The sequence below is a fragment of the Cypionkella aquatica genome, from assembly GCF_030161095.1.
Taxonomy (GTDB): domain Bacteria; phylum Pseudomonadota; class Alphaproteobacteria; order Rhodobacterales; family Rhodobacteraceae; genus Cypionkella; species Cypionkella aquatica.
Map to the genome: position 1 here is coordinate 268,499 of NZ_BSPP01000002.1, position 26,555 is coordinate 295,053.

Sequence of the window (26,555 nt, forward strand, 5' to 3'; positions counted from 1 at the left end):
GGGTTAATAAATCTTTCGTTTGTTTTCAGTGGCTTATTATTTCGCCTAAAAAATAGGCAATTCGGCGAATGGGGCCAAAAACAAGGGAAATTTGGCGGTTCTGAAATCTTCTCCGCAATGTTATCCACAGAAATCGGGGATAGCTTTGCTCTTGTCCTGCCCCATTTATCATTGCAGCTAGCGTGTAGAATCGACGAATCTTCGGGGGGTGTTTTCGTATGACTGAGATCAGCCTTACCGAGGTCGGCTTGACCGGGCACGACCTTATTCAGGATTACCTGAAAACGCTGGACGGCAGCCCCGGCGTCTACCGCATGCTGAACGCGGCGTCCGAGGTGCTTTACGTTGGCAAGGCGCGGAATTTGCGGGCGCGGGTGTCGAACTATGCCCGACCTTCGGGGCACTCTGGCCGGATCGCGCGGATGATTTCGGAAACCGTCTCGATGATGTTTCTGACCACGCGGACGGAAACCGAGGCTTTGCTGCTAGAGCAGAACCTGATCAAGCAGTTGAAGCCACGCTATAACGTGCTGCTGCGCGACGACAAAAGCTTTCCGAATATTCTGATAAGCACCGAGCATCCGTTCCCGCAGTTGAAAAAGCATCGCGGCAAGCGCAGCGAAAAGGGCAGCTATTTCGGACCGTTTGCCTCTGCTGGGGCGGTCAATCGCACGCTGAACCAGCTGCAAAAGGTATTCCTGCTGCGCAACTGTTCGGATTCGATGTTCGACAGCCGCACCCGGCCTTGTCTGCAGTATCAGATCAAGCGCTGTGCAGCACCTTGCACCGGGCGGATTGATGGGCCGGGCTATGCGACCTTGGTGGCGGATGCCGAGCGGTTTTTGCAGGGCAAGACCACGACTGTTCAATCGAACTTGGCGGCGGAAATGAATATCGCCTCGGAAGCGATGGAATTTGAGCGCGCCGCGGCGTTGCGGGATCGGATCAAGGCGCTGACTCAGGTGCAGCAATCGCAGGGGATCAACCCGGCGGGGGTGGCCGAGGCGGATGTGATCGCCCTGCATCTTGATGCCGGGCAGGCGTGCGTGCAGGTGTTCTTCATCCGCGCCAATCAAAGCTGGGGCAACCGTGACTTCTATCCGCGCACCGGGGCGGGGGCGGATGAGGCCGAGATTTTGGAAGCCTTCGTTGCGCAGTTTTACGACGATAAGGAACCGCCCCGGCTGATCCTGTTGTCGCATCCGGTGGAGAATGAGGATCTGGTGACGGACCTTTTGTCCGAGCGGGCCGGGCGCAAGGTGGAACTCGCGGTGCCGCAGCGGGGTGAGAAGGCCGAGTTGGTGGAAAACGCGGTCAGGAATGCCCGCGAAAGTCTGGCGCGGAAGATGTCGGAAAGCTCGACCCAGAACAAGTTGTTGGCAGGGCTGGCCGAGGCGTTTGATCTGGATGCGCCACCCACGCGGATCGAGGTTTATGATAACGCCCACATTCAAGGATCTGACGCGGTTGGGGGTATGATCGTGGCGGGGGCGGAAGGTTTCCTGAAATCGCAGTATCGCAAGTTTAACATCAAATCGGCGGCGGGGAAGAATTCCGACGATTTCGGCATGATGCGCGAGGTGATGACGCGGCGGTTTGAGCGGCTGTTGAAGGAAGACCCCGAGCGGAGTTCGGGAAGCTGGCCGGACCTGCTGTTGATCGACGGCGGGGCTGGGCAGGTTTCGGCTGTCGCGGGGATTCTGGCGGAACTTGGCGTCGATGATATCGCGATGGTGGGGGTGGCCAAGGGGATTGATCGCGACGCGGGCAAGGAAGAATTCTACCGCACGGGCATGCCGGTGAAGGCGTTGCAGCGCAATGATCCGGTGCTGTATTTCATCCAAAGGCTGCGGGATGAGGCGCACCGCTGGGCGAATGGGGCGCATCGGGCGAAGCGGGCCAAGCAGGTCTCGATCACACCGCTGGATGATATTCCGGGGGTGGGCGCGGTCAGGAAGCGGGCCTTGCTGGCGCATTTCGGATCTGCCAAGGCGGTGTCTCGGGCAGGGGTGCCGGATCTGATGGCGGTGCCGGGGGTGTCCGAGGCGATGGCACGTGCGATCAGCGATTTCTTCAGCACGCGGGGCTAGTGTCCACGCGTGGGCAGGGCTTTGGGTCTATATATATCAATGGTTTAAGATGGGGTTGTTCATAAAGCCTTAACTTTTGCCCCGCAATTGAACGGGCAGAACCAGCAAGCTTGTGGGCGCGCAGCTGCGGCTTTCAAGCCCCTGCGCCCGTGCATTGTTGCACAGGCGGTAGGGCCGAAACAGGCGTTGTCTTGGCGGGAAAATCAGCCAGACTGTTCAGTTCAGATTTCTGTCAAAGGATATGACATCATGACGGCTTCGATTTTTGCCCCTACCAAAATGGGCCCCCATTCCTTGCAAAACCGGGTGGTGATGAACCCTATGACCCGCTCGCGCGCTGACGTTGATGCGGTGCCGACGCCGATCATGGCGGAGTATTACGGCCAGCGTGGCACGGCTGGGTTGATTGTCACCGAAGGCACCGCGCCAAGCCCGAATGGCCGTGGATATGCCCGCACGCCGGGGCTGTGGAATGACGCGCAGGTTGCGGGCTGGACGCCGGTGACGGCGGCGGCGCATGCCAAGGGAGCGAAGATTTTCGCGCAGATCATGCATACCGGTCGGGTCAGCCATGCCGGCAACATGCCTGAGGGGGCGAAGATTGTCGCGCCTTCGGCCATCGCTTTGGCGGGGCAGATGTATACCGACGCTGCGGGCATGCAGGATTATCCGGTGCCGCAGGAAATGACCGAAGCGGATATTCAGCAAGCCAAGGCCGAGTTTGTCACCGCCGCAAAAAATGCGATTGCTGCGGGGTTTGACGGGGTCGAGCTGCACGCGGCGAACGGGTATCTGCTGGAGCAGTTCATCTCGCCCGATACCAACAAGCGCGTGGATGGCTGGGGCGGATCGGTGGCCAATCGGTCGCGGTTCTTGCTGGAGGTTGCGCAAGAGGTCGTCGCGGCGATTGGTGGCGATAAGGTTGGGGTGCGGATTTCGCCTTATGGGATGGCATCGGGGATGGCGGCCTATGCCGAGGTGGACGAGACTTATCTGGCGTTGATGGCGCGCCTTGCTGAGATCGGCTTGATCTATGTGCATCTGGTTGATCACGCGGCGATGGGCAATCCGGCGATTCCGGCAGAGTTCCGCGCCAAGTTGAAAGCAGCCTGGCCGCGGACCTTTATCGTCGGCGGCAGTGTGGATGCGGCTTCGGCGCAGGCGGCGGTCGATGCGGGCGCGGCGGATCTGGTTGGATTTGGCCGGGCATTCATCGCCAACCCGGATCTGGTGGCGCGGATGCAGGCGGGGGCCAGCTTGGCTGCGCCGGATTCTGCCACCTTCTATACGCCGGGCGAAAAGGGCTACACGGATTACCCTGCCTTGGGCTGAAGCCGTCCGGAGCGATTGCTTGAAAATCTGGAAAGGCCGCGCGGGATGCGCGGCCTTTTTTTATGGGGGCAATTTCTACGGTCCCAACTCGGGACCATATTCGGGTATTTGGAATCAATGGGTTACACTGCCAGCTTTAGGCTTTCTTAACGATTGCGCCAAGACTGGGGGTTTTCGCTGTTGTGCCGTGCAGGCTATTTCTGTGCATAGATGCGCAATGGAGGTGCGATTCCTCTAATTGCGCAGAGAGGAGAAAGCGCGCATCTAGGGTGCATAGAATTCCTCCTTATGCTGAAATGGACCCTGAAAATGACCAATATCCTGCGCGTTGAATCTTCGATCAAACCGGCTGGCGCGGTGTCGCGTCGGCTGACCGACCGGATCATGGACCGTGTTCTGGCGGCCAACCCCGGTGCAACTGTTGTGACCCGCGACCTGTCGGCTGGCGTTGCCGCGATTGACGGCGCTTGGTTGGGCGCGATGTTTACCCCGGCGGATGCCCGCAATGACGATCAAAAAGCCACTGCGGCCTATGCCGATGCGCTGCTGGCCGAAGTCAAAGCCGCTGACCTGCTGGTGATCGCGCTGCCAGTGTATAACTTTGGCGTGCCGTCGCAGTTGAAATCGTGGATTGATCAGCTGGCCCGCAAAGGCGAGACCTTCAACTACACCGAAACCGGCCCGGTTGGCCTGTTGACCGGCAAGCGCGCGATCGTGGCCTATACCTCGGACGGCACCAAGATTGGCTCGGAAATTGACTTTGCTTCGGGCTATGTGCGCCACATGCTGGGCTTTTTTGGCATCACCGATGTGCAATTCGCAGCGGCTGACGCGATGGCTTTTGGCCCCGAAGCTGCGATTGCCAAGGGTGAATCGGAAGTGGACGCTTTGGCAGCCTAAGCCTGCTGGGCTGGCCCTGGAGGGTTTCACACCCTCCAGACCACCCGTGGAATATTTGCGCCAATGTGAACGCAAATTTTAATCGAATTTGAGTGAAAGGCCCTGCGGTTGCGTGGGGCCTTTTGCGTTTGGTTTGATCTGATCTGCTTGTGGCGCAAAGCAAAACGGGGGCAGCTTGCGCTACCCCCGTTTCAAATTTCACTGCGCAGGCTGGCTGCGCGGTTGGCTTATGCCAGAGCGAGGTTGATCGCCGACTCGCGGCCGTCACGGCCTGCTTCGATGTCGAAGGTCACGGCTTGGCCGTCATTCAGTTGACGGATGCCAGCGCGTTCCATAGCGGAAATGTGCACGAACACGTCTTTGTTGCCGTTTGCCGGGGCGATAAAGCCGAAGCCTTTGGTGGCGTTAAACCATTTCACGGTGCCGTTAGCCATCGTGTGTCTCCTAAGTTTGGTGTGCCATCCGCAGTATGCGATGACGTGGCTCAGTCGTAGCAATCGATAACTGAGGCCCGTATAGGAGACAGATGTTCGATAGATAGCGTTTCGCCCTGCCTACATGCGCCGTTTTGGCCGAGAAAACAAGGGGGGCGTGAAAAGAATCAGGTTAGAACAGGTCAAGCAAGCGGTTGAGATAGCTGCGTTCCTGATCCGGGCGGGATTGATCGGCAGAGCGTTTGCGAATCTGGTCGAGCAATTCTTGCGCGCGTTTGTAGATCTCTTTGTTCTCGGCCAGGTTGCCGTCGGAACCGATGCGCAGGCCGTTGTCGGGGCCAAGCGGATTGCGCGGGCCGCCGCTTTCGGGAGCCTCGGTCTGTTCAGTGCCATCGGGGGTGCTGCCGCGCTGGCGTTCCTGATCGGCCAGAGCATCGCCGAAATCGCGCATGCCTTGGCGCATTTTATCCATGGCTTCGGCTTGTTTGTCCAAAGCGCCGGGCAGATCGCCGTCTTTCAGCGCGTCTTCAGCGTCTTTCATCGCGCGTTCGGCATCATTGAGGGCCTGTTTGCCATCGCTGCCTTTGTCGCTGCCCTGACCGGGCAGCTTGCCGCCGTCGCGCAGTTGGTTCAGGCGCTCGCGCAGCTCTTGTTGGCGTTGCGACAGGGTTTTGCCGTCGGGGCCGGGGCTTTCTTGGCCGTCTTGCAGATCGCGGAAGCTGTCGTCGGACAGGCCCTGTTGGCCGCGCAGGGTGTCGCCAAGGTCTTTCATCGCCTGCTTGCCGGGGCTGCCTTTGCCGCTTTGACCGTCGCCTTGCTGCACCTTCATGCTGTTCATAAGCTCTTGAAGTTGCTTCATCAATTCGGCGGCTTCGGCAGTTTTGCCTTCTTCCATCAGCTTTTGCAGTTTATCCAGCATCTGGTCGATCTGATCTTGGGTGATCGACGGCCCTTGCTGTTGGGGCGAGGTTTCGTCGTTGGGATCGGCCGGATTTTTCTTGGCTTCTTCGGCCATATAGTCGTCGAGGGCGTCGCGCAGCTCGTCCATCAGTTTCTGGATTTCTTCGGGCGAGGCGCCTTTGCGGATGGCTTCGGCAAGGCGGTCTTGCGCGCGCATCATACGGTCTTTGGCGTTGGACAGCTTGCCGTCCTCGATCATCAGGGAAATCTCCCAAAGTTCCTTGGCTATCTCGTCGCGGGCTTTGGGGGTGAGGCTTGCGGCCTCGGCATCCAGCCGTTTAATCACGGCTTTCAGGCGGGTGTAGGATTTGTCATCGGGGAAGATGTCGCCGGGCTGGTTCGACACCGCTTTCAGGATTTCCAGCGTGGCGGGCGCATTGCTGCGTGACCACAGGATGTTGCGGCGCATCTCGATCAGAGCATCGGCGAGTGGGTCGAAAAAGCGTTTACCGGGCAGGATCAGGTGCAGAGGTTCGGCGGTGCCAGTCTGGCCCGCGGCATCGGTGGCGGCATAGGTCAGGGTGACCGGCAGGTTTGACAGCACCGATTCGGAGAGATCATCGACGAGGGTGGAGGCGATCTCGGCCCGGCTGCCTTTGACAGGCAGCGGCAGGTCGAGCACCACGGCGGGAATCGATTCGGGCTCGGTCTTGAGGCCGTAGATGCGGGGGACTGCGGCGAGGTCGAGGGCGATGGTGACTTGGCCTTTGGTGACGCCGTAATCGTCTTTGGCGCTGAACTTTTGTTTGAAGCGGCCGTCGCCGTCGCGGCTGATCTCTGCCGCGGGGGTGATGCTGGGGGCGCGGTCAGGGGTGGCGATGATGCGCCATGTGCGGCCAGCGGCACCTTCGATGGCGAGTTTGCCCGAGGTGGTGACGGTGAAATCCTGAGCCGGTTGGCTGGCTGGCGGGGCGTCGGTGCGGCCCGAGACGGTTTCGCTGACGATCAGCGCACCCGGTTCGCCATACAGGCGGATTTGCAGGCGGGTGCCGGTGGGCAGGGTCAGGGCGTCGGCGGTTTGGTCGTTGAGATAGAGCGCGGGTTTGCCGGTATAGGCGGGCGGCTGTGCCCAGCCTTCCCACGCGGGACCAGCGGCGGCGTTCGCGGTGCCGCCGGGTGCGATGCCTGCGACCGATGTGACGCGCCAGATCGAGCCGAACAGCAGCGCCATCACCAGCGCGGTGAGGGCAACGTAGCGCAACGCGTAGCGGTCGCGGCTGGCCAATTGCAGATCGGGTTGCACCGGGCGGGCGGTGGAGGCACGGGCGGCCATGCGGGCGCGGTGGGCGGCCCAGACGGCTTTTGAAGCGTCGTCACTGATGCCGATGGCTTGGGTGTCGCGCAGCGCCGCGATGGGTTGGCCGGGAAGTTTGCTGTCCAGACGGATCAGGGCATCCACGCGGCTGGGGCGGCGGAAGGCGCGAAAGCCGTGGATAATCCCCCAGATCAGGCCCAGCGTGGCGGTGACCATCAGGAACCAAGCTGCCTCTAGCGGCAGGGCGTCTTGCAGGCCGAACGCGGCGGCGGCGAGGCTGGCGGAGGCGATGCTCCACAGTGGCCAGAACGCGCGGGTGATACGCTCGGCCCAAAGCCCCGCAAGCGTGATCCGCAGCGGGGTTTCGATCTTCTTCAGGGCCTGAGCTTCGCTGGGTTCGGTCATCGGCCTCTACGTTTCACAGCCAGAGCGGAATGGTATCGCGGTTCAGGATTTCTTCATAGCTGGGGCGGGCGCGGATGACGGCGAATTGATCGTCTTTCACCAGCACTTCGGGGATCAGCGGCCTTGTGTTGTATTCGGACGCCATCACTGCGCCATAAGCGCCTGCCGAGCGGAACGCGATCAGATCATCTTCGGCCAAGGGAGCCAGTGGCCGGGCCTTGGCGAAAGTATCGCCAGTTTCACACACCGGGCCGACCACATCATAGGTGTGGGCTTCGGTGGCGGCTTTGGATTCAGTCACCGGGATGATGTCGTGATGCGCGCCATACATCGACGGGCGCACAAGGTCGTTCATCGCGGCATCGACGATCAGGAAATCGCTGATCTCTCCGGATTTGACGTAGATGACTTTCGACACCAGCAGGCCGGAGTTGCCCGAGATCAGGCGACCGGGTTCGATCTCAATCTCGCAGCCGAGATGGCCGACGGTGCGTTTGATCAGCGCGCCGTAGTCGTGGGGCAAGGGTGGGGCGGAGTTCGAGCGTTCGTAAGGAATGCCCAAGCCGCCGCCGAGGTCCAGGCGGGAAATGGTATGCCCTTCGCTGCGCAGGCGCAGGGTCAGGTCCGCGACCTTTTTATATGCCTGTTCAAAGGGTTCAAGTTCGGTCAGCTGGCTGCCGATATGCACGTCGATCCCGATCACCTGTAGGCCGGGCAGTTTGGCGGCCTCGGCATAGACTTCGGACGCGCGGCTGATCGGGATGCCGAATTTGTTGTCTTTCTTGCCGGTGGCGATTTTCTCATGCGTGCGGGCGTCGACATCGGGGTTAACGCGAATGGTGATGGGGGCGGTGGTGCCCATGCTGCTGGCCACTTCGGAAAGCGCGCGCAGTTCGGGTTCGGATTCGACGTTGAACTGGCGGATGCCGCCTTCAAGTGCGAGGCGCATTTCCTCGCGCGTTTTGCCGACGCCGGAAAACACGATGCGATCGCCGGGTACGCCTGCGGCAACGGCGCGGCGGTATTCGCCACCCGACACCACATCCATGCCCGCGCCCAGATCGCCCAGCAGTTTCAGCACCGCGACATTGGACAGCGATTTGATCGCAAAGCAGACGAGGTGGGGGAGGGGGGAGAGCGCTTCGGTGAACAGGGTGTAATGCCGGGCCAAGGTGGCGGCGGAATAGACGTAGAACGGGGTGCCGACCTGCGCTGCAATATCAGCCACGGCCACGTCTTCGGCATGCAATGTGCCGTTGCGATACAGGAAATGGTCCACCGGGCGGCCCCTTATGAAATCAGTCGCTTGGGGTATAGCAGAAGCCTAGGCACACGCAATTGTGTGTGGGTTTACGGCATTTTCCCCGAGGTGACGCCGGCGCGCATATCGCCCGACATCGAGATGCCGGATTGCGGCGGGGTGGGTTTGCCGTCGGCGCCGCACGCGGTCAGCAGGGCGATGGCAAGCAGGGAGAGGTATCTCATCTTTGGTCCTTAAGGAGAGTAGCTGATGCGACCGTTGCCGATTGCGCCCGAGATCACCGGGCGCACGGTTGCGCCGTTCGGGCCAAAGCCGACGCCTGCACCGATGAACGGGTCAGAGCAGGCGGTCAGCAGCAGGGCGGCGATGAGCAGGCGCATAATGGCTTTCGCGGTGGCTTTCGCGGTGGTTTTGGCGAGGGTGCCTTAGGCCAGCAGGGATTTCCAGCGGGCGATTTGTTTGGCCACGCAGTCCGGCGAGGTTCCGCCGTAAGACGTGCGTGAGCGGACCGAGTTTTCGACGCCCAGAACCGAATACACCTCTTGGGTGATGCCATCGTGGACGGATTTCATCTCGGTGATCGACAGGTCAGGCAGATCGCAGCCTTTGGATTCCGCAAGCGCCACAAGGGTTCCTGTGACGTGGTGGGCCTCGCGGAACGGCAGGTTCAGCGCGCGCACCAGCCAATCGGCAAGGTCGGTGGCGGTCGAGAAGCCCGAGGCTGCCGAGGTGGCCAGAACCTCGCGGTTGGCGGTCATATCGCCGACCATGCCCGTCATCGCCGCAAGCGCCAGCATCAGGGTGTCGGCGGCGTCAAAGACCTGCTCTTTGTCTTCCTGCATGTCCTTGGAATAGGTCAGCGCCAGACCCTTCATGATGGTGAACAGGGCGACGGTTGCCCCAAGGATACGGCCCAGTTTGGCGCGCAAAAGCTCTGCCGCATCGGGGTTTTTCTTTTGCGGCATGATCGAGGAGCCGGTGGTCCATTTGTCCGACAGTTTGACGAAACGGAACTGGGCCGAGGACCAGATCACCAGTTCTTCGGCAAATCGCGACAGGTGCATGGCGCAGATGCTGGAGGCTGACAGGAATTCCAGCGCGAAATCGCGGTCAGAGACGCTATCGAGAGAGTTCGCGGTGGGACGGTCGAAGCCCAAGGCTTTGGCGGTCATGTGGCGGTCGATGGGGAAGGAGGTGCCTGCAAGGGCGGCGGCCCCCAAGGGACATTCGTTCATCCTTTTGCGGGCGTCTTCAAAGCGGGATTTGTCGCGGGCCAGCATCTCGACATAGGCCAGCATGTGGTGGCCCCAGGTGACGGGCTGGGCGGTTTGCAGATGGGTGAAGCCGGGCATCACCCAATCGGTGCCAGCCTCGGCTTGGGCAAGGAAGGCGCGCATCAGGGCGGTGAGGCCACTGATCGCGGCATCGCATTGATCGCGCACCCAAAGGCGGAAATCGACGGCGACTTGGTCATTGCGGCTGCGCGCGGTGTGCAGGCGGCCAGCGGGGGCACCGATCAGGTCTTTGAGGCGGGATTCGACGTTCATGTGGATGTCTTCAAGCGCGGTCGAGAAGGTGAAATTCCCAGCCTCGATCTCTGACAACACCGTGAGCAGGCCTTCCCCGATGGCCTCGGCATCGGTAGAAGTCAGGATGCCGGTGGCGGCGAGCATGGCGGCATGGGCGCGGCTTCCGGCAATGTCTTGCGCGTAAAGCCGCTGGTCAAAGCCGATCGAGGCATTGATCGCGGTCATGATCGCGTCAGGGCCAGAGGCAAAGCGGCCGCCCCACATCTGGTTGGCGGAATTTTCGGGTTTGGTCATGGAAGGGCCTTCGACATGATGCGCAAGATGCTGTTGGTGGTTCTGTATACGGCCTTTGCGGCTGGTGCAAATGTTGGGGCGGCATTTGCAGGCAGCGTTGATGGGCTGCTGACCGGCGATATGAAGAAGCTGGCGGTGCATGCCGAGGCGATTGCTTTGCCCGAAGCGGTGCTTTTGGACGAGGCCGAGGCGGAACATTCTCTGGCCGAGTATCAGGGCAAATGGGTGGTGCTTAACTTCTGGGCGACATGGTGCGCGCCGTGCCGCAAGGAAATGCCATCTTTGGATCGCTTGGCCGTGGCTATGCCAGAGTTGGCGGTGGTGCCTGTGGCAACCGGGCGCAATGATGTCGGCCAGATCACCAAGTTTTACGGCAATGCGGGCGTGGTGGCGCTGCCGGTGCTGCGCGACCCGAAATCGGCTTTGGCGCGGCATATGGGGGTGTTGGGGCTGCCGGTGACGGTGATCCTGAACCCCGAGGGGCAGGAAGTGGCGCGGCTGATCGGTGATGCCGAATGGGATTCGGCTGAGGCGCAGGCGGTGCTAAAGGCGATGATGGCGGAGTGATCGCGGCAAAGGCGAATTTCAAGAAAAGGCGAAATTCGGCTCTGCACAGGCTTGGGATTTCAGCGTCTGGCGTTGCTCGGCGCATTTGCGTCCGTCGCCTCCGGCGGGAGTATTTTGAAAAGAGCAACCTCTTTGGTCATCCTCTCTGCCTAAGTATCCCCGCCGGAGGCTTCTGCGCTGTCTCTGGGGCGCTGCGTTTCAGGGATGTGCGCAGGCGTTTGATCAGGGCGTGTTGGATCATCCCGGCGATCAGGCTGGCTGTTGAAAGCAGCAGGCCGACCAGCCCCGCGCCCAGCGCCCATGCGGTTTCGGACAAGCGCAGGGTGGCGCGGAACAGGCGAGCTTTGCCCAAGACTTCGGCGCGACCGACAAGTTTTGGGCCAAGCGCGTCTGCGGCGTTTGCAAGGCGGCGGGCGTCTGCGGCGTCATCGACCATCGGCAGCAGGTGCAGCGCGGTGGTGGCATCAGTGGCGGTGTTCAGCCGGTTCAGGTCGGTCAGCGTGTTGGTCAGGGGCAGGAAAGCTTCGGTGCGGATCGCGGCGGTCAGGTCGTCGAGGTTGCGCACGCCGGGCAGAGCGGCCCAGTTGACGCCGGTGCGGGCGGCATCCACCGCCATATCGACCAATCGCGGCGACAGCCGACCCATTTTGCGGGCGAGTTTGGCGAGGCCGGCACCTGCTTTGACCAGGCCTGAGGTGCCGCCAGAGGCAAGGATTGCGGCGGTGGCGCCAAGGCCTACGACAGACAGGGCAAGGTCGATCTGGTCGACTTCGCCACCGCTGGCATAGGTCACTCCGGCCCGGGTGATGCCTGCGATGTCGCCGATCGGGGTCAGGGCGATGGGGGCTTGGCAGATCATGACTTGAGACAGCGCGCATTGCGCCGGATCATAGGCGCAGGCGGCGCAAGAGGTGAGGGTGGCGTAGGTGCTGTGATCCTCTTCGCGCGCGGTTTGGACGGCGGCGTTGAGGGCGGAATCGATGGGAATTTTGCGCTCGTAGGCCAGATCGACCAAGGCGTCCAGCGCCAGCCAGTTGCGCCGGGTTTCGGCCAGACGGTTGGCGAGATGGGCGTGAAGGGTCTCGGGCGTGGCTGCGGTGATCAACAGCTTTTCGGTGGCAGCCTCGATCTGGTCCTTGCTCGCTTCGACAAACGGCGTCAGCAAAGGATCAGCGGCGATGCGGGCGGCGGTGAGGGCGGTTCCGGCAAGCGAGCCTGCCAGAACCATCAGCAAAATCAGGCGGGTCAGCTTGCGCCACGCGCCAGTGCCGCGCATCAGATTTGGCGCGAACGGATCATGCCAACAATATCATAGACTTGATCGACGATGGGCCGGGCAATGGCATCAGCGCGCGCGGCGCCTTCGCCAAGGATGCGGTCGATTTCGCCGGGGTCTTGCATGAGTTGGCTCATCTTGGTGGTGATCGGGGACAGCTTTTCCACCGCTAAATCGGCCAATGCGGGCTTGAACGTGCCAAATTGTGCGCCTGCATACTGGGTGATCACCGCCTCGGGCGTCATTTCGGCGAGGGCGGCGTAGACGTTGATCAGGTTGCGGGCATCCGGGCGACCGGCGAGGCCTTCGAGGCTGTCGGGCAAGGGTTCGCTGTCGGTTTTCGCCTTGCGGAACTTCTGCGCGATTTTGTCGGCGTCATCGGTAAGGTTAATGCGCGACTGATCCGAGGGGTCGGATTTCGACATCTTTTTGGTGCCATCGCGCAGAGACATCACGCGGGTGGCAGCGCCTTCGATCACCGGTTCGGTGACGGGGAAGAAGTTCACCTTGTAGTCATTGTTGAACTTCAGCGCGATGTCGCGGGTAAGCTCGATATGCTGCTTTTGATCCTCGCCCACCGGGACATGCGTGGCTTTGTAGGCCAGAATGTCGGCGGCCATCAGTGCGGGGTAGGCATAGAGACCAAGCGAGACGTTCTCAGAATTCTTGCCCGCTTTGTCTTTGAACTGGGTCATCCGGCTCATCCAGCCCATGCGGGCTACACAGTTGAAAATCCAAGCCAATTCGGCATGGGCTGTCACTTGGGATTGGTTGAACAGGATCGAGCGCGCGGGATCAATACCAGCCGCGATAAAGCCTGCGGCGGCCTCGCGGGTTTGGTGGCGCAGTTTTTCAGGGTCTTGCCAGGTGGTGATTGCATGCATGTCCACGAGGCAATAGATCGTCTCGATGCCTTCATCCTGCTTTTGCACAAAGCGTTTCAGCGCGCCCAGATAGTTGCCAAGCGTCAAGCCGCCAGAGGGCTGGATGCCGGAAAAGATGCGGGTTTGGAAGGTGGTCTGAGGCGTTTGGACCGGCTCGGACATGGGATACTCCATCTGGAAAATACTGCGCTTTCGGCTTAACGAAGGCAGGGGGGGGCGTCAATCATGGGGCCTGAAGGGGATGCAATGCAGGACGATGTAAGACCGGATCAGATAGCGCCGATCAATCCATTGCCGGGCGTGGTGTGGCTGCTGGCTTTGCCGATGATCGGGCTGGAGATTTTGTTCAGCCTTGCCGATGCCGAACTGATCGGCGGCGTGCAGGCGGTGGGGTGGCGGATTGCGGCCATTCAGGATTATGGAGTGTTTCCAGAGTTTTGGCGGCAGAGACTGGCGGCAGGGGCGGTCGATCAGAGCGTGTTGCTGCGGTTTTTGAGCTTTGCCTTCGTGAACGGATCCGCAACGCAGGCTTTGTTCGGGGTGGCGATGTTGCTGGCTTTGGGCAAGTTTGTCGGCGAGGTGTTCCGGGCTTGGGCGGTGGCTTTTGTGTTTTTAGCCTCGGGCGCGCTGGGCGGGCTTGTTTATGCGTATCTGGTGCCGAATCAGCCGCTTTATGGTGCATTTCCGGGGGTTTATGGCTTGATCGGGGCGTTTTCGTTCTTGATCTGGGTGAAGCTGGCGGGGACGGGGGTGAACCAGTTGCGGGCGTTTACCATGATCGGTGCGCTGATGCTGATACAGGCGCTGTATGGCGCGTTTTTCACGGTGCTGCCGATGCTGATGCCCAGTATGGGCGATGTGGGCCATGACTGGTCTTGGGTTGCCGATCTGCCGGGATTTGCGGCGGGGTTCTTGCTGTCGTTTGTGGTCAGCCCGGGCGGATTTGCGCGGGTGCGGGACAGGGTGCGCAATCGCTGACAGGCGGGCTCGGGCAGAGTTTGGCGGGCTGATGCGGCGATCAGGGGTTAATCGGCGGAAATCCTTGGCAAAACGCTGTCCGGAAAGCGGCCATAAACCGTATGGAAAGCGGCCATACTTTTCCCCGTGATCTGCCGGGTTAACGCGGCGCGCGGCGCTTAGCGGCGGCGGCGCAGAGTGCGAAAATCTGACAGCCGGAAGGCGCCGATGGCGCTGCCTGCGGCGTAATAGCTGAGCACGCCCGCAAGAATCAGCAGGCCAAGCCCGGCATAGCGCCAGCCGTGGCTTGCCAGCATATCGCCAAGCGCCACTTGGGCGGCGTAAAGCGCGAAACCCATGACGATGCTTGCGATGACGATGCGGGGGGCGCGGCTGCGAAAGCGGGTGTCAAAGCGGGCGGCGTCGCCCATGGTCCGGGTGCCAAGCCAAAGCTGTGCGGCCATCATCCAGCCTGCGAATGTGGTCGCAAGGGCGGCGGCGGCAAAGCCGATATAGGGCATCAGGCCGACGGCAATCACCGCGTTCAGGATCATCGAGACCACGGCGAAGCGGAACGGCGAGCGGCTGTCTTCGCGCGCGTAATACAAAGGCTGATAGACTTTGTGCAGCACGAAGGACGGCAGGCCCGCTCCGTAGATCGCCAGCACAAGGGCGGTGGCGGCGGTGTCATCGGCGGTGAAGGCGCCGCGTTGGTAGAGAACGGCGGTCAGCGGCAGCGCGATCACGACTAGGGCAACCGCACAGGGGAAGGTCAGGGCGAGGGCCAGTTCGGTGCCCCGGTTGAAGGACTCGCGGCTGCCAGCCTCGTCGCCCGCGCGCAGGCGGCGGCTGAGGTCTGGCAGCAATACGGTCCCGATAGCGATGGCGACGACGCCGAGCGGCAGTTGATACAGACGATCAGCGTAAACCAGCCAGCTGACCGCGCCTTCGGTGTAAGAAGCGACTTGGCGACCGACGAGCATGTTGATTTGCACGACGCCGCCCGACAGGATCGCCGGGCCCGCGATGATGGCAAGGCGTTTCAGCTCGGGGGTGATTTTCGGCCAACGCGGCGCGAAGGTCAGGCCGAGCTTGGCGGCGGAATACCAAGTGAAGCCAAGTTGCGCGATGCCAGTTATGGGGACGGCCCAAGCGAGGGTCAGGCCCATATCCCAGCCGAATTTTGCGGCCATGAACATCATGGCAATGAAGATCAAGTTCATCAGCACCGGGACAAAGCCTGCCTCGGTGAAGTGGCCATAAGCGTTCAAGACGCCCGACAGCAGGGCGACAAGGCTGATGAACAGGATGTAGTTAAAGCCAATCTGGCCATAAAGCACCGCCAGATCAAAGCGTTGATCCCCCGCAAAGCCAGAGGCCATCGCCCAGACCAGCCACGGCATCGCCAAAGTGCCTATGATCGAGAATACGATCAGGATGGCGGCAAGACCGTTGAACGCGTCGCGGGCAAAGCCGTTGGCATCCTCGCCGCCCTCTAGCTTTTTGGCGAACATTGGCACGAAGGCCATGTTGAACGCGCCCTCGGCGAAAAAGCGGCGGAACATGTTGGGCAGGCTGAAGGCGACGTTGAACGCATCGGCGATGGGGCCTGCGCCAAGGTAGGCGGCCATCATCATGTCGCGGGCAAAACCTGCGCCGCGCGACAGCAGCGTCCAGCCGCCGACGGTGAGGATAGAGCGCAGCAGGCTGATCGGTTTCATGGGCTTGGCCTTTTGGTTTGGGGCAAGGCTTACAGGGGATTGCGGGCAGGGTGAATTGACAAAGTGTTGGGGTGTTGGGGGAGGCGCTGCGCGACGCGGGTGGAACCGGATCGGCTTGGGGGGCGTTTAATCTATGATGCAGATGCAAGCTGTCTGCCGGATCAGAAAGGGAATCCAGATGACCGAGCAAGTAAAAGTGACCCAGCAAAAGAAATCGGACCAAATGAATGTCGTCCCGAAGGCCGAGCGGGTTCACACCGGGGTGAAGGACGCCAAGGCCTTGGCCGAAGCGCTCAGCCGGGCGGTGGCAGATACCTACCGCTTGATCTTCAAGACCCATGCCTATCACTGGAATGTCGAGGGGCCGCTGTTCTACTCAGTCCACAACATGACGGATGCGCAGTATAATGAGATGTTCCCGGCGGCGGATGAGTTGGCCGAGCGTATCCGGTCGTTGGGGCAACTGGCACCCCATTCCTTTGCCGAGGTGATGAAGATGTCGGTGATCAAGGATCTCGACACCTTGCCGACCACGCAAGAAATGATCGAGGATCTGGCCAAGGATCATGAGGCAGTGGCGTCGGGGTTCCATGATCTGTTCAAGCTGGCCGAAGAGAACCGCGACCCGGTGACCTCCGATCTGGCAACGCGCCGGGCTGCGTTCCACGAGCAGGCGGCCTGGATGCTGCGCGCTACTGTGAAGTAAGGTTTGGGCGGCAGGGGGTTACTAACCGCCAGTCCGCCTGCACCAGATGGTTGGCGGGGTAAGGCTGGGGGTTTCACACCCCCAGACCCCCGTGGAATATTTAAGCCAATGTGAACTGCGCCGGGGCGTTGCTTTGGGAGCGCTGCAGCGTGAGGCCTACCCCGCGTTCTGCGCGCGCTCGGCCCCTTCGGCGATGGCTTGGCGAAGTTTGCGGTCCAAGGCTTCTTGTTTGCTTTTGGTGTAAAGTTTCAGGCCGAACATGTCTTTGACATAGAAGGCATCGACGACTTGTGCGCCGTAGGTGGCGATTACGGCGCTTGCGATATAGATGTTGTTCGCGGCCAAGGTCCGGGTCAGATCGTAGAGCAGTCCGGGGCGGTCGCGGGTGTCGACCTCGATGATCGTGTAGATTTCCGAGCCTTCGTTGTCGAAGGTGATATGAGTGGGAAAGCGGAACTCGCGTTCGCGCTTTTTCACCTTATCGCGGCCAGCGAGGGCCTCGCGCGGCAGCACTTCGCCCTTCAGGGTTTTCTCGATCATGCCGCGCAGGCGGGGCAGGCGTTCGATGTCATAGGGTTTGCCATCGGCGTCTTGAATCCAGAACACCGGGGTCGCGTAGCCGTCTTTCGACGTATAGGTGCGGGCATCGACCACGTTGGCCCCAACCAAGGCCAAGGCCCCGGCAAGCCGCGAGAAGATGCCGGGGTGATCGCCCAATGCAAAGCAGGCGCGGGTGGCGTCGCGGGCGGGTTCGGGGTGCAGATCTATGCGGATTTCATGATCACCAAGGCCGCGCAGCAGGCGGGCGAACACCTCTTGCGTGTCGGTAGACAGGCCCTGCCAGTAAGGGGCGTAGTGGCGGGCTTTCTCGGTTCTGATCTCGGCTTCGGACCAGTCATGCAGGCGCAGGCGGAGCGCGGCTTTGGCCTCGTCCTCGCGTTTGTCGCGGTTGATGGTTTCCAAACCGCCTTGCAGGGCTTCGGCGGTCAGGCTGTGCAATTGCCGCAGCAGCATGGCCTTCCAGTTGTTCCATGTGGTCGGACCGACGCCGCGAATGTCGCAGACGGTCAGCACGGTCAACAGATCAAGCCGTTTGCGTGTCTTCACCGCCTTGGCAAAGTCGCGCACCGTGCGCGGATCGCCGATGTCGCGTTTCTGCGCCATGTCGGACATCAGAAGATGATAGCGGACCAGCCATTCGACGGTTTCGGTTTCCTCGGCATCCAACCCCAGACGGGGTGCGATGCGGCGGGCCATTTGCGCGCCGATGATCGAGTGATCTTCCGGGCGGCCTTTGCCGATGTCATGCAGCAAGAGGGCGACATAAAGCACGCGGCGGTTGACGCCTGATTTCAGGATTTTAGAGGACAGCGGCAGATCTTCGACCAGCTCTCCGCGTTCGATTTGCGCCAGAATACTGATGGTCTGGATGATATGTTCGTCCACCGTGTAGTGGTGGTAGACGTTGAATTGCATCATGGCGACGATGTTTTCAAACTCGGGGATAAACGCGGACAGCACGCCCAATTCGTTCATCCGGCGCAGGGCGCGTTCCGGGTTGCCGTGTTTCAGCATCAGATCCAGAAAGATGCGCTGGGCTTCGGGGTTGTCGCGCAGATCATCGTCGATCAGCGCCAGATTGGCCGCAATCACCCGCATGATATTGGGGTGCAGCAGATGGCGCGAGCGCAAAGCCTCTTCAAAGGCGCGGAGCAGGTTCAGCGGATCTGACAGGAATTGCGCCTGATCAAGCACGTCGATGCGGTTTTGCAGCAGCTTGTAGGGCGGTTTGATGCGTTTGCGGTTGAACACGCCCAGCAGGCGGGATTCGGGTTTGGCGTGGCGGGCTTCGAGTTCGGTCAGGAAAATCCGGGTCAGCTCGCCAACATGGGTGGCGTGGCGGAAGTAGTCTTGCATGAACAACTCGACCGCGCGGCGGCCTGCGCTGTCATGGTAGCCCATGCGTTCGGCCACATCCACCTGAGCATCAAAGGTTAGTTGATCGACGGCGCGGTGGGTGATGTAATGCAGATGGCAGCGCGCGGCCCAGAGGAAATTTTCGGCGCGTTCAAACTTATCGTATTCTTCGCGGTTCAACAGGCCAGCGGCAACCAGCCCCGCCGAAGAGGACACCCGCAGCAGGTATTTCCCGATCCAATACAGCGTTTGCAGATCGCGCAGGCCGCCCTTGGCCTCTTTGACATTGGGTTCCAGCACATAGCGCTGACCGCCTTGGCGCTTGTGGCGTTCGGCCCGTTCGGCGAGTTTGGCCTCGATGAATTCGGGGCCAGAGTTGCGGAAAAGATCGGTCCACAGGCGTTCGTTCAGCTCTGCCGCAAGCGAGGCGTCGCCTGCGATGAAGCGGTGTTCCAGAAGTGCGGTGCGGATGGTGATGTCTTCACGCCCCAAACGGATGCAATCGGCCACGGTGCGACTGGAATGGCCGACCTTCAGCTTTAGATCCCACAGCATGTAAAGCATGGATTCGATGACGGATTCCGCCCAAGGTGTGATCTTCCACGGGGTCAGGAACAACAGATCGACATCGGAATGGGGGGCCATTTCAGCGCGGCCAAAGCCACCGACGGCCAGCACGGTCAGACGCTCGGCCGTGGTGGGGGACTGGGCGCGGTGGAGATGGTCGCGGGCGATCAACAGCGCGGTTGTGACCAGAACATCGGTCAGATGCGACTGCGCCGAGACCAGCGCGCGGGCGTTCAAAGGGTGTTGGCGGAAGGCGGCTTCGAGCGCCTCGTTGGCGCGGTTTTTCGCCAGAACCATGTGGCGCACGGCGATGGCACGCCCGGCGCGGGCATCGGTGGCGGGCAGCTCGGCGGTGATGGCTGCCAGCAAAGCCCCGCCGTCGATCAACTCGGCGGCGGGGATCAGCAGATTTGGGGCTGCGCTGGGGTTGGGCGCAGGTGCCACGGCGTTTTTCATGGCGATACCTTGGGCAGCTTAAGAGCCAAAGCCGCCAAAGCTGCGCGGAGCAGGGTCGATCACAACGGCGCGGCCGTTTAGGATTTGCGCAATGGCAAGCCCGCGCTCATTGGTGCCATCGCCGCGCAGGCGGAACACGCCGTTGACGCCGACGAAGCCCGCACTTTGGGTCAGCGCTTGCTTTGACAGCGGGCCGGGGCCGGCCTTTTTCATCAAAGCGCCTATGGCTGCGATGCCGTCATAAGCAAGGCCCGAAATCGGATGCGGCGGCTCGTTGAAGGTAGATTGGTAGCGGCTTTGGTATTGCGCATAAAGGGCAGGATCGGGCAGCGCAAACCAACCACCTTGCACGCCGGGCAGACCCAGAGTTGCGGCCGGGATGTCCCAACGGGTCAGGCCGATGAACTGTGCCGAGGCCGAGGACAGGCCGTTGTCGGCCAAAAGCTGGCTGATCAAAGGCAGGGCCCCAGCGGTATCGGCGGTCAAAAACACCGCCTGCGCGCCAGCGGCCCTGGCCGAAGCCGCGATGCCGGGGGCGGCGGCCATAACGCCGTTTTGCGAGAATTCGTAATTGCCGCTTGCGACAACGGTGCCGCCCGAAGCAGACACCGCCTGCGCGATGGCTGCGCGGCCGATCTCGCCTGCGCTGTTGCGGTCATTGACGATCATTACCTTGGATTTGCCTTGCCGCACGGCATAGGATGCAAGGCGGCTGGCGGTATTACCAAAGGTTGGGCCCAACACGAAGACGTTGTTGCCCGCGATATCGGGGTTGTTCGAGAACGCCAGCACGTTGACGCCCGAAGCGGCCACGGCGACGCCAGCGGCATTGGCCTCTTGCGCGAACACCGGGCCAAGGATGACCTGCGCGCCTTCGGCAACGGCTTTGGTCGCCATTGCAGCGGCAGTCGCGGGGCTGCCTGCGGTGCTATACACCCGCAGATCGACCTGCGCCGAGCCGCCCAGATCGGAAATCGCCATCCGGGCTGCGTTTTGCAACGACCGCGCCAGCAGCTCGTCACTGGCCTGACCTGACCCTGCAGGCACCAGCAAAGCCACCTGAATCTTGCCCGAGGCATTGCCTGCGCCCGGCGTGGGCCCAGCTGCAGGCACGCAAGCGGCCAAGACAACCGCAGAGGCGGCAACAAGAATTTGGCCCAGCGACTTGCGGGCCCGCATCAAAACGGACAACATGGAACTCCCTCACCCTTGGCGGATCGGCCTTCAGGTTAAGCGCATTGGGCGGGGAAGTAAACTTGTCAGGGAGGCCATAGGCGTGACGATGACCAAAGCCACGCCACAGATGCAACGCCTTGCGGCAGGCCTGTATTTTATCGCGACCCCGATTGGGGCGGCGCGCGATATCACGCTTCGGGCGCTGGATATTCTGGCCTCGGCCGACGTGCTGGCGGCAGAAGACACAAGGACCTTGCGGCATCTGATGGAGATTCATGGGGTTAGTCTGGGCGATCGCCCGCTGGTCGCCTATCACGAGCATAACAACGATGCCGCCCTGCCACGGCTGATGCGCGCGATTGCCGAGGGCAAATCGGTGGCCTATGCGTCCGAGGCCGGCACGCCGCTGATCTCGGATCCCGGTTTTCAGCTGGGCCGGGCCGCGATTGCCGATGGCTATCCGGTGCTGTCTGCCCCCGGCGCGTCTGCGGTGCTGTGCGCGCTGACAGTGTCAGGGCTGCCGTCAGATCGGTTCATGTTTGCAGGATTTCCACCCGCAGCAAAAGGCGCGCGCGAGACATTTATCCGCGAACTGGCGCAGGTACAGGCGACGGTCATTCTGTATGAATCGCCAAAACGCGTTAAGCAATTATTAGATGATTTGGTGCAGGGTCTGGGAGAAGGGCGTAAATCTGTGGTGTGCCGCGAACTCACCAAGCGATTCGAGGAAATCTCACGCGGCACGTTGGGCGAATTGGCGGCAGCGTTTGACGGGCGGGCCGTAAAGGGCGAAATTGTGGTGTTGATTGATCGTGCGCCCGAACAGGCGGCGGATGCGGCAACGGTGGAACAGGCATTGGATCAGGCTTTGACGCATATGACGATGAAGGATGCGGCGGCGGCGGTGGCGCAGGCTTATGGTTTGGCGCGGCGCGATGTGTATCAATTGGCATTGAAAAGGGCAGGCGCATGAGCGGGGCACGGTCTTATCACGCAGGATTTGCCGCCGAAGATCAGGTGGCGCAGTTTTATGATCGTTCGGGCCGGGCGGTCTGTGCGCGGCGTTGGCGCGGATCTGCCGGGGAAATCGATCTGATTGCCCGCGACGGTGCCGAAGTGATTTTTATTGAGGTCAAGCAAAGCAAGACGCATGCGATGGCCGCCGAACACCTGACCCCGCGGCAAATGGCGCGGATTTATGGCGCGGCGTCAGAGTTTTTGGCGGGCGAACCTTCGGGCCAGATGACTGATGTGCGCTTTGACGTGGCCTTGGTCGATGCTTTGGGGCGGATCGAAGTGTTGGAAAACGCTTACGCCGCCTGATTGCATCTGGCCGAGGCTTGCGGCATCAAGTGGGCAACGAAGCCCCGGAGAGTCTTATGTCGCTTAAGGTCGCCCTGCAGATGGACCCGATCGGGTCGGTCAATATCAACGCTGACAGTACGTTCCGCATTGCGCTTGAAGCGCAGGCGCGGGGACATTCGCTGTTTTTCTACACGGCCGACAAGTTGGCCTTTGTGGAAGGCCGGGTGATGGCGCGCGGATTTCCGATCACGTTACGGCGGGAAATCGGCAATCATGTCAGCTATGGGCCAGAGGCTGAGGTGGATCTCAGCGAGTTTGACGTGGTCTGGCTGCGGCAGGACCCGCCGTTTGATATGGGCTATATCACCACCACGCATCTGCTGGATATGATCCACCCAAAGACTTTGGTGGTGAATGATCCGTTCTGGGTGCGCAATTATCCTGAAAAACTGCTGGTGCTGCGGTTTCCTGATCTGACGCCGCCGACCGCCATCGCGCGGGATTTGCAGACCATTCGTGACTTTAAGGCGCGGCATGGCGACATCATTCTGAAGCCGCTTTATGGCAATGGCGGGGCTGGGGTGTTCCGGCTGGATGCGAATGACAAAAACCTCGCGTCGCTGCATGAGATGTTCACCGGTATCAACCGCGAGCCTTTGATCGTGCAGAAGTTCCTGCCTGACGTGTCCAAGGGCGACAAGCGGGTGATTCTGGTCGATGGCGAACCGGTGGGCGCGATCAACCGGGTGCCGCAGGCTGGGGAAACCCGGTCGAACATGCATGCGGGCGGGCGGCCAGAGAAGGTCGGTTTGACGCCGCGCGATCTGGAGATTTGCGCGGCGATTGGGCCGACCCTTCGTGAGCATGGCCAGATTTTCGTCGGCATTGACGTGATTGGCGATTATCTGACAGAGATCAACGTGACCTCGCCGACCGGGATTCAAGAGTTGGAGCGGTTTGATGGCACCAACACTGCCGAGCGGATCTGGCAGGTGATCGAGGCCAAGCGCGCTTAGTTTTTCGCACCTACGGCCAAACGATAGCTGACGGCCTCGGCGATATGCGGCAGGCGCACCGTCGGCGAGGCATCCAGATCGGCAATCGTGCGGGCGACGCGCAGCACGCGGTGATAGCCTCGCGCTGACAGGCCGAACCGTTCGGCGACTTTGGCCAGCAAATCCCGGCCTTCAGGATCGGGGCTTGCCACTTGTTCCAGCAGGCTGCCTTCCATATCGGCGTTGACGCGGGTGTTCGGGGTGGATCTAAAGCGCGCGGTTTGCAGCGCGCGGGCGGCTTGCACGCGGGCCGCGACCGTGGCGGAGCTGTCGCCCGAGGATGGCAAATCAAGGTCGGTGTAGGCGACCGGTGGCACTTCGACGCGCAGATCAAAGCGATCCATCAACGGCCCAGAAATGCGGCCCAGATAATCCTCGCCACAGATCGGCACTTTGGCGCAGGCACGGGCGGGATCTGACATATAGCCGCATTTACAAGGGTTTGCGGCGGCGATCAGCAGAAAGCGGCAGGGATAGCGGATATGGGCATTGGCGCGGGCGACCATGATCTCGCCCGTCTCAATCGGTTGGCGCAGGGTTTCCAGCACGGCACGGGGAAATTCGGGAAACTCGTCCATGAACAGTACGCCATTATGCGCAAGGCTGATTTCGCCGGGCTTGGCACCTTTGCCCCCGCCGACGATGGCCGCCATCGAGGCAGTGTGATGCGGTTCGCGGAACGGCCGGGCGCGCGAGATGCCGCCTTCGGACAACAGCCCGGCCAGCGAATGGATCATCGAGGTTTCAAGTGCCTCTTGTGCGGAAAGTGGCGGCAGGATTCCCGGCAAGCGCGCCGCAAGCATGGATTTCCCCGACCCCGGTGTGCCCACCATCAGCGCGTGGTGGCGGCCCGAGGCAGCGATTTCCAATGCTCGTTTCGCGCGTTCCTGGCCTTTGACATCACGGAAATCGCGGCCCGTGGATTCGGCTGCGACCTCTCCTGCTTCGGCCGGGGTGATTGGAATCTGCCCGGTGTAGTGGCGCACCACATCGTTCAGCGTGGCGGCAGCCAGCACTTGCGTGGCCCCCACCCAAGCCGCTTCGGCCCCGCAGGCTTTGGGGCAAAGCAGGATGCGGTCCGCTTCGGCGGCGGCCATGGCGGCGGGCAGGGCGCCAAGCACGGCGATCAGGCGACCATCCAGCGACAGTTCCCCAAGGGCGACCGTGCTTTCGGCGGCGTCTTTCGGAATGATGTCGAGCGCCGCCAGCAGTGCCAGCGCAATGGGCAGATCGAAATGCGAGCCCTCTTTCGGCAGATCGGCGGGGGAGAGGTTGACCATGATGCGCTTGGACGGCAGCGCGATCGACATGGCCGCCATCGCGGCACGCACGCGCTCTTTCGCCTCGGATACCGCTTTGTCAGCCAAGCCTACGATGCCGAAATAGGGCATGCCGGGGGCAACCGCGCATTGCACCTCGACGATACGCGCCTCGACGCCCTCAAAGGCGACCGTATAGGCCCGTGCAACCATTGCATCCTCCGCGTTAAGTTTGATTAACGGCTAGGGTGCAATGGTTTACGAATGGTAAAGATGCGGCGTCAGGGTTGATAAATTGCCATGAATTTCGGCCATGCCTCGGGATCGGCCACGGTCTTGTCGCGGCAAAAGGCATTGCAGAAACCAATGCGACGGCCTGCAATTTCAAGCACATGGCTGACGGGCTTGCCAGAATAGGGGCAGGCGGTGTTCTCGGCAGTGGTGCCGTCGACGGGCCGGGCGGCAAGTGGGACCGGGCCGGGCCAGGGCCTGCCAGGGTAGCTGCGGCGGTAAAACTCTTGATCCGCGCCGTCAATCATCCCCATCGCACGCCAGCGCCGGAAGGAAGGATGCGCCAGATGCGCCTGAACATATGCCATCACTTTGGCCGAAACCGGCAGATTATAGCCAGCGATGCGGGCGGCGACCGGGGCAAAGAAGGCATCTGCGGCGGAATAATCACCGCACAGCCAAGTCGTTGATCCTGTTTGCGATTGTGCCCATTGCCAGAGCACTTCCAGACGCTTGAGATCGGCCAGCACTTCGTCGGGGCGCGCGCAGTCGGTATAGCTGACGCGCAAATTCATCGGGCAATGGCTGCGCAAGGCGACAAATCCGGCGTGCATTTCGGCGGCAAGCACACGGGCGATGGCGCGGGCGGCTGGGTTAGCGGGCCAGATACCAGCCTCGGCGTGGCGCGAGGCCAGTTCTTCGGCGATGGCGATGGTTTCGGGCACGACAACGCCCTCGGGCGTGCGCATGGTGGGCGCGGTTTTGGCAGGGAAGAAGTCTTTGAGAAGATTGGAAAGCTCATCCGTATAAAGCCGCGCGGTGTGCAGCTTGACCGGAAGGTTGAACGCATCAAACAGCAACCAGCCCCGCAAGGACCAACTGGAATAGGCGCGGTCGCCGATGACAAGATCGTAGGGGGACATTGGACGCTCCGATTTAGGGTGAGGGCAGGGTAAGTCATGCGTTTGTCATATGGAAAGTGCTATTTTGTGCGCGAGTCCATCACGCGAATTGATGGAGCGAAGATTATTTGCGGCTTTTGCGCGGCTCATGGATCCAAACCGGGTCGGGCGGCGTATCACCTGTACACCCGGCACACGGGACATCCGACGATTGGGGGATCAGATGGCACTTGACGCACCCTATCAGCAAGTCTTGTCGCGCCAAGCGCGCGCTGCAGAATTGCTGGATGCCGAAACTGAATTGCAACTGGCCTATGCGTGGCGCGATCACCGCGACGAGGCGGCGCTGCATCGGTTGATCACCGCCTATATGCGGCTGGCGATTTCGATGGCTGCGAAGTTTCGCCGCTACGGTGCGCCGATGAATGATTTGATCCAAGAGGCGTCCTTGGGCTTGATGAAAGCCGCAGAGAAATTTGACCCGGATCGGGGCGTGCGGTTTTCGACCTATGCAGTGTGGTGGATCAAGGCCAGCATCCAGGACTATGTGATGCGGAATTGGTCGATGGTGCGGACGGGCAGCACTTCTGCTCAAAAGTCTTTGTTTTTCAATATGAAGCGCGTTCAGGCCAAGATGGAGCGCGAAGCTGCCGCCGAAGGTTTGGTGCTGGACCGCTATCAGCTGCGCGAGAAGGTCGCGCATGAAATCGGTGTGCGGGTGGCGGAAGTTGAGATGATGGAGGGCAGGCTTTCCGGCTCGGACGCATCGCTGAACGCTACGCAGGCGGCGGATGACGACGGCCGCGAATGGATTGATGTGCTGGAGGATGACGCGCCGCAAGCCGCCGAGCGGGTTGAGATTTTGCACGATCAGGCGCGGCTGCGGGGATGGTTGGTTGCGGCGATGCAGGGCCTGAGCGCGCGCGAGCGGCATATCGTGGCCGAGCGCCGTTTGCGTGAGGAACCGCGCACGCTGGAATCGCTGGGCGTCGAGTTGGGTCTGTCGAAAGAGCGGATCCGGCAGCTTGAGGCCGCAGCCTACGGCAAGCTGCGCCGCGCGCTTGAGGCGCAGTCGCCCGAAGTGATTGCCTTGCTTTAGGTCGTTGAATTTGCGCG

23 protein-coding genes are annotated in these 26,555 nt (G+C 61.3%); 10 read left to right on the forward strand and 13 right to left on the reverse strand.

The window, feature by feature from the left end; all coding sequences use genetic code 11:
• Window positions 1-218: 218 nt before the first annotated feature.
• The 3 genes from uvrC to QQJ98_RS02005 all read left to right on the forward strand — a co-directional run bounded on the left by uvrC (window position 219) and on the right by QQJ98_RS02005 (window position 4,322).
• A complete protein-coding gene (gene uvrC / locus QQJ98_RS01995) occupies window positions 219-2,090 on the forward strand; it encodes an excinuclease ABC subunit UvrC (protein WP_284323640.1) in 1,872 nt (623 codons plus the stop codon).
• 249 nt (window positions 2,091-2,339) lie between these two features.
• Window positions 2,340-3,422 (forward strand): alkene reductase, encoded by a 1,083-nt coding sequence (locus QQJ98_RS02000; RefSeq protein ID WP_284323641.1) that lies wholly within the window; start codon window positions 2,340-2,342, stop codon window positions 3,420-3,422.
• 309 nt (window positions 3,423-3,731) lie between these two features.
• Window positions 3,732-4,322, forward strand: coding sequence for an FMN-dependent NADH-azoreductase (locus QQJ98_RS02005; RefSeq protein WP_284323793.1), 591 nt, complete (start codon window positions 3,732-3,734; stop codon window positions 4,320-4,322).
• Window positions 4,323-4,549: 227 nt separating this feature from the next.
• Here the strand turns inward: QQJ98_RS02005 and QQJ98_RS02010 are convergent, their stop codons facing one another.
• From QQJ98_RS02010 to argH, 6 genes are all read right to left on the reverse strand, one after another.
• On the reverse strand, window positions 4,550-4,756 hold the full coding sequence (locus tag QQJ98_RS02010; protein ID WP_054005407.1) for a cold-shock protein: 207 nt from the start codon (window positions 4,754-4,756) through the stop codon (window positions 4,550-4,552).
• Between the two features lie 172 nt (window positions 4,757-4,928).
• Entirely contained in the window at window positions 4,929-7,376 is a 2,448-nt protein-coding gene (locus tag QQJ98_RS02015) for a DUF4175 domain-containing protein (RefSeq protein ID WP_284323642.1), read from the reverse strand.
• Window positions 7,377-7,389: 13 nt separating this feature from the next.
• Window positions 7,390-8,655, reverse strand: a complete 1,266-nt coding sequence (lysA, locus tag QQJ98_RS02020; RefSeq protein WP_284323643.1) for a diaminopimelate decarboxylase — start codon at window positions 8,653-8,655, stop codon at window positions 7,390-7,392.
• Window positions 8,656-8,726: 71 nt separating this feature from the next.
• Entirely contained in the window at window positions 8,727-8,861 is a 135-nt protein-coding gene (locus QQJ98_RS02025) for a hypothetical protein (RefSeq protein ID WP_284323644.1), read from the reverse strand.
• 9 nt (window positions 8,862-8,870) lie between these two features.
• Window positions 8,871-9,017: a hypothetical protein gene (locus QQJ98_RS02030; RefSeq protein WP_284323645.1), complete on the reverse strand. Its 147-nt coding sequence runs from the start codon at window positions 9,015-9,017 to the stop codon at window positions 8,871-8,873.
• A 45-nt stretch (window positions 9,018-9,062) separates the two neighbouring features.
• Window positions 9,063-10,460 carry an argininosuccinate lyase gene (gene argH, locus QQJ98_RS02035; protein ID WP_284323646.1) on the reverse strand — a complete coding sequence of 466 codons (1,398 nt, stop codon included), beginning with the start codon at window positions 10,458-10,460 and terminating at the stop codon, window positions 9,063-9,065.
• Window positions 10,461-10,478: 18 nt separating this feature from the next.
• Between argH and QQJ98_RS02040 the strand changes: the two genes are divergently transcribed.
• Window positions 10,479-11,027: a TlpA family protein disulfide reductase gene (locus QQJ98_RS02040; protein ID WP_284323794.1), complete on the forward strand. Its 549-nt coding sequence runs from the start codon at window positions 10,479-10,481 to the stop codon at window positions 11,025-11,027.
• Window positions 11,028-11,163: 136 nt separating this feature from the next.
• Here QQJ98_RS02040 and QQJ98_RS02045 read toward each other — a convergent pair whose 3' ends face one another.
• Window positions 11,164-12,303, reverse strand: coding sequence for a hypothetical protein (locus QQJ98_RS02045; protein ID WP_284323647.1), 1,140 nt, complete (start codon window positions 12,301-12,303; stop codon window positions 11,164-11,166).
• Window positions 12,303-13,349 carry a tryptophan--tRNA ligase gene (trpS, locus tag QQJ98_RS02050; protein WP_284323648.1) on the reverse strand — a complete coding sequence of 349 codons (1,047 nt, stop codon included), beginning with the start codon at window positions 13,347-13,349 and terminating at the stop codon, window positions 12,303-12,305. Before trpS ends, QQJ98_RS02045 begins: the two co-directional genes overlap by 1 nt.
• Before the next feature lie 84 nt (window positions 13,350-13,433).
• Here trpS and QQJ98_RS02055 point away from each other — a divergent pair, with 84 nt between their 5' ends.
• Window positions 13,434-14,165: a rhomboid family intramembrane serine protease gene (locus QQJ98_RS02055; RefSeq protein WP_284323649.1), complete on the forward strand. Its 732-nt coding sequence runs from the start codon at window positions 13,434-13,436 to the stop codon at window positions 14,163-14,165.
• Window positions 14,166-14,323: 158 nt separating this feature from the next.
• Here the strand turns inward: QQJ98_RS02055 and murJ are convergent, their stop codons facing one another.
• Complete coding sequence (gene murJ / locus QQJ98_RS02060; RefSeq protein WP_284323650.1) at window positions 14,324-15,865, reverse strand: murein biosynthesis integral membrane protein MurJ; 1,542 nt, start codon at window positions 15,863-15,865, stop codon at window positions 14,324-14,326.
• A gap of 178 nt (window positions 15,866-16,043) precedes the next feature.
• Here murJ and QQJ98_RS02065 point away from each other — a divergent pair, with 178 nt between their 5' ends.
• On the forward strand, window positions 16,044-16,571 hold the full coding sequence (locus QQJ98_RS02065) for a Dps family protein (RefSeq protein WP_284323651.1): 528 nt from the start codon (window positions 16,044-16,046) through the stop codon (window positions 16,569-16,571).
• Between the two features lie 156 nt (window positions 16,572-16,727).
• On the opposite strand, the gene QQJ98_RS02070 is transcribed toward QQJ98_RS02065, so the two are convergent.
• Window positions 16,728-19,511 (reverse strand): [protein-PII] uridylyltransferase, encoded by a 2,784-nt coding sequence (locus QQJ98_RS02070; protein ID WP_284323652.1) that lies wholly within the window; start codon window positions 19,509-19,511, stop codon window positions 16,728-16,730.
• An 18-nt stretch (window positions 19,512-19,529) separates the two neighbouring features.
• A complete protein-coding gene (locus QQJ98_RS02075; protein ID WP_284323653.1) occupies window positions 19,530-20,705 on the reverse strand; it encodes a penicillin-binding protein activator in 1,176 nt (391 codons plus the stop codon).
• 82 nt (window positions 20,706-20,787) lie between these two features.
• Between QQJ98_RS02075 and rsmI the strand changes: the two genes are divergently transcribed.
• From rsmI to gshB, 3 genes are read left to right on the forward strand one after another with little or no spacing between them, the layout of a single operon-like run.
• Window positions 20,788-21,660, forward strand: a complete 873-nt coding sequence (rsmI, locus tag QQJ98_RS02080) for a 16S rRNA (cytidine(1402)-2'-O)-methyltransferase (RefSeq protein ID WP_431307777.1) — start codon at window positions 20,788-20,790, stop codon at window positions 21,658-21,660.
• The gene (locus tag QQJ98_RS02085; protein WP_284323654.1) at window positions 21,657-22,010 is read left to right on the forward strand and encodes a YraN family protein; all 354 of its coding nucleotides are present in this window, start codon (window positions 21,657-21,659) and stop codon (window positions 22,008-22,010) included. Before rsmI ends, QQJ98_RS02085 begins: the two co-directional genes overlap by 4 nt.
• 56 nt (window positions 22,011-22,066) lie before the next feature.
• Entirely contained in the window at window positions 22,067-23,008 is a 942-nt protein-coding gene (gene gshB / locus QQJ98_RS02090; RefSeq protein WP_284323655.1) for a glutathione synthase, read from the forward strand.
• Here the strand turns inward: gshB and QQJ98_RS02095 are convergent.
• Together QQJ98_RS02095 and QQJ98_RS02100 are read right to left on the reverse strand one after the other, a co-directional pair.
• Window positions 23,005-24,519 (reverse strand): YifB family Mg chelatase-like AAA ATPase, encoded by a 1,515-nt coding sequence (locus tag QQJ98_RS02095; protein WP_284323656.1) that lies wholly within the window; start codon window positions 24,517-24,519, stop codon window positions 23,005-23,007. The two genes, gshB and QQJ98_RS02095, sit on opposite strands and share 4 nt — an antisense overlap.
• A gap of 68 nt (window positions 24,520-24,587) precedes the next feature.
• Window positions 24,588-25,460: a glutathione S-transferase gene (locus QQJ98_RS02100; RefSeq protein ID WP_284323657.1), complete on the reverse strand. Its 873-nt coding sequence runs from the start codon at window positions 25,458-25,460 to the stop codon at window positions 24,588-24,590.
• Between the two features lie 202 nt (window positions 25,461-25,662).
• Between QQJ98_RS02100 and QQJ98_RS02105 the strand changes: the two genes are divergently transcribed.
• The gene (locus tag QQJ98_RS02105) at window positions 25,663-26,538 is read left to right on the forward strand and encodes an RNA polymerase factor sigma-32 (protein WP_284323658.1); all 876 of its coding nucleotides are present in this window, start codon (window positions 25,663-25,665) and stop codon (window positions 26,536-26,538) included.
• Window positions 26,539-26,555 lie beyond the last annotated feature (17 nt).

Coding starts and splice junctions, on each gene's coding strand:
- QQJ98_RS02025 (WP_284323644.1), bottom strand. CDS start 8,861: ATGAGATACCTCTCCCTGCTTGCCATCGCCCTGCTGACCGCGTGCGGC.
- murJ (WP_284323650.1), bottom strand. CDS start 15,865: ATGAAACCGATCAGCCTGCTGCGCTCTATCCTCACCGTCGGCGGCTGG.
- QQJ98_RS02045 (WP_284323647.1), bottom strand. CDS start 12,303: ATGCGCGGCACTGGCGCGTGGCGCAAGCTGACCCGCCTGATTTTGCTG.
- uvrC (WP_284323640.1), top strand. CDS start 219: ATGACTGAGATCAGCCTTACCGAGGTCGGCTTGACCGGGCACGACCTT.
- QQJ98_RS02000 (WP_284323641.1), top strand. CDS start 2,340: ATGACGGCTTCGATTTTTGCCCCTACCAAAATGGGCCCCCATTCCTTG.
- argH (WP_284323646.1), bottom strand. CDS start 10,460: ATGACCAAACCCGAAAATTCCGCCAACCAGATGTGGGGCGGCCGCTTT.
- QQJ98_RS02070 (WP_284323652.1), bottom strand. CDS start 19,511: ATGAAAAACGCCGTGGCACCTGCGCCCAACCCCAGCGCAGCCCCAAAT.
- QQJ98_RS02095 (WP_284323656.1), bottom strand. CDS start 24,519: ATGGTTGCACGGGCCTATACGGTCGCCTTTGAGGGCGTCGAGGCGCGT.
- QQJ98_RS02075 (WP_284323653.1), bottom strand. CDS start 20,705: ATGTTGTCCGTTTTGATGCGGGCCCGCAAGTCGCTGGGCCAAATTCTT.
- gshB (WP_284323655.1), top strand. CDS start 22,067: ATGTCGCTTAAGGTCGCCCTGCAGATGGACCCGATCGGGTCGGTCAAT.
- QQJ98_RS02100 (WP_284323657.1), bottom strand. CDS start 25,460: ATGTCCCCCTACGATCTTGTCATCGGCGACCGCGCCTATTCCAGTTGG.
- QQJ98_RS02065 (WP_284323651.1), top strand. CDS start 16,044: ATGACCGAGCAAGTAAAAGTGACCCAGCAAAAGAAATCGGACCAAATG.
- QQJ98_RS02010 (WP_054005407.1), bottom strand. CDS start 4,756: ATGGCTAACGGCACCGTGAAATGGTTTAACGCCACCAAAGGCTTCGGC.
- QQJ98_RS02105 (WP_284323658.1), top strand. CDS start 25,663: ATGGCACTTGACGCACCCTATCAGCAAGTCTTGTCGCGCCAAGCGCGC.
- trpS (WP_284323648.1), bottom strand. CDS start 13,349: ATGTCCGAGCCGGTCCAAACGCCTCAGACCACCTTCCAAACCCGCATC.
- QQJ98_RS02085 (WP_284323654.1), top strand. CDS start 21,657: ATGAGCGGGGCACGGTCTTATCACGCAGGATTTGCCGCCGAAGATCAG.
- QQJ98_RS02030 (WP_284323645.1), bottom strand. CDS start 9,017: ATGCGCCTGCTCATCGCCGCCCTGCTGCTGACCGCCTGCTCTGACCCG.
- QQJ98_RS02040 (WP_284323794.1), top strand. CDS start 10,479: ATGCGCAAGATGCTGTTGGTGGTTCTGTATACGGCCTTTGCGGCTGGT.
- QQJ98_RS02015 (WP_284323642.1), bottom strand. CDS start 7,376: ATGACCGAACCCAGCGAAGCTCAGGCCCTGAAGAAGATCGAAACCCCG.
- QQJ98_RS02005 (WP_284323793.1), top strand. CDS start 3,732: ATGACCAATATCCTGCGCGTTGAATCTTCGATCAAACCGGCTGGCGCG.
- QQJ98_RS02055 (WP_284323649.1), top strand. CDS start 13,434: ATGCAGGACGATGTAAGACCGGATCAGATAGCGCCGATCAATCCATTG.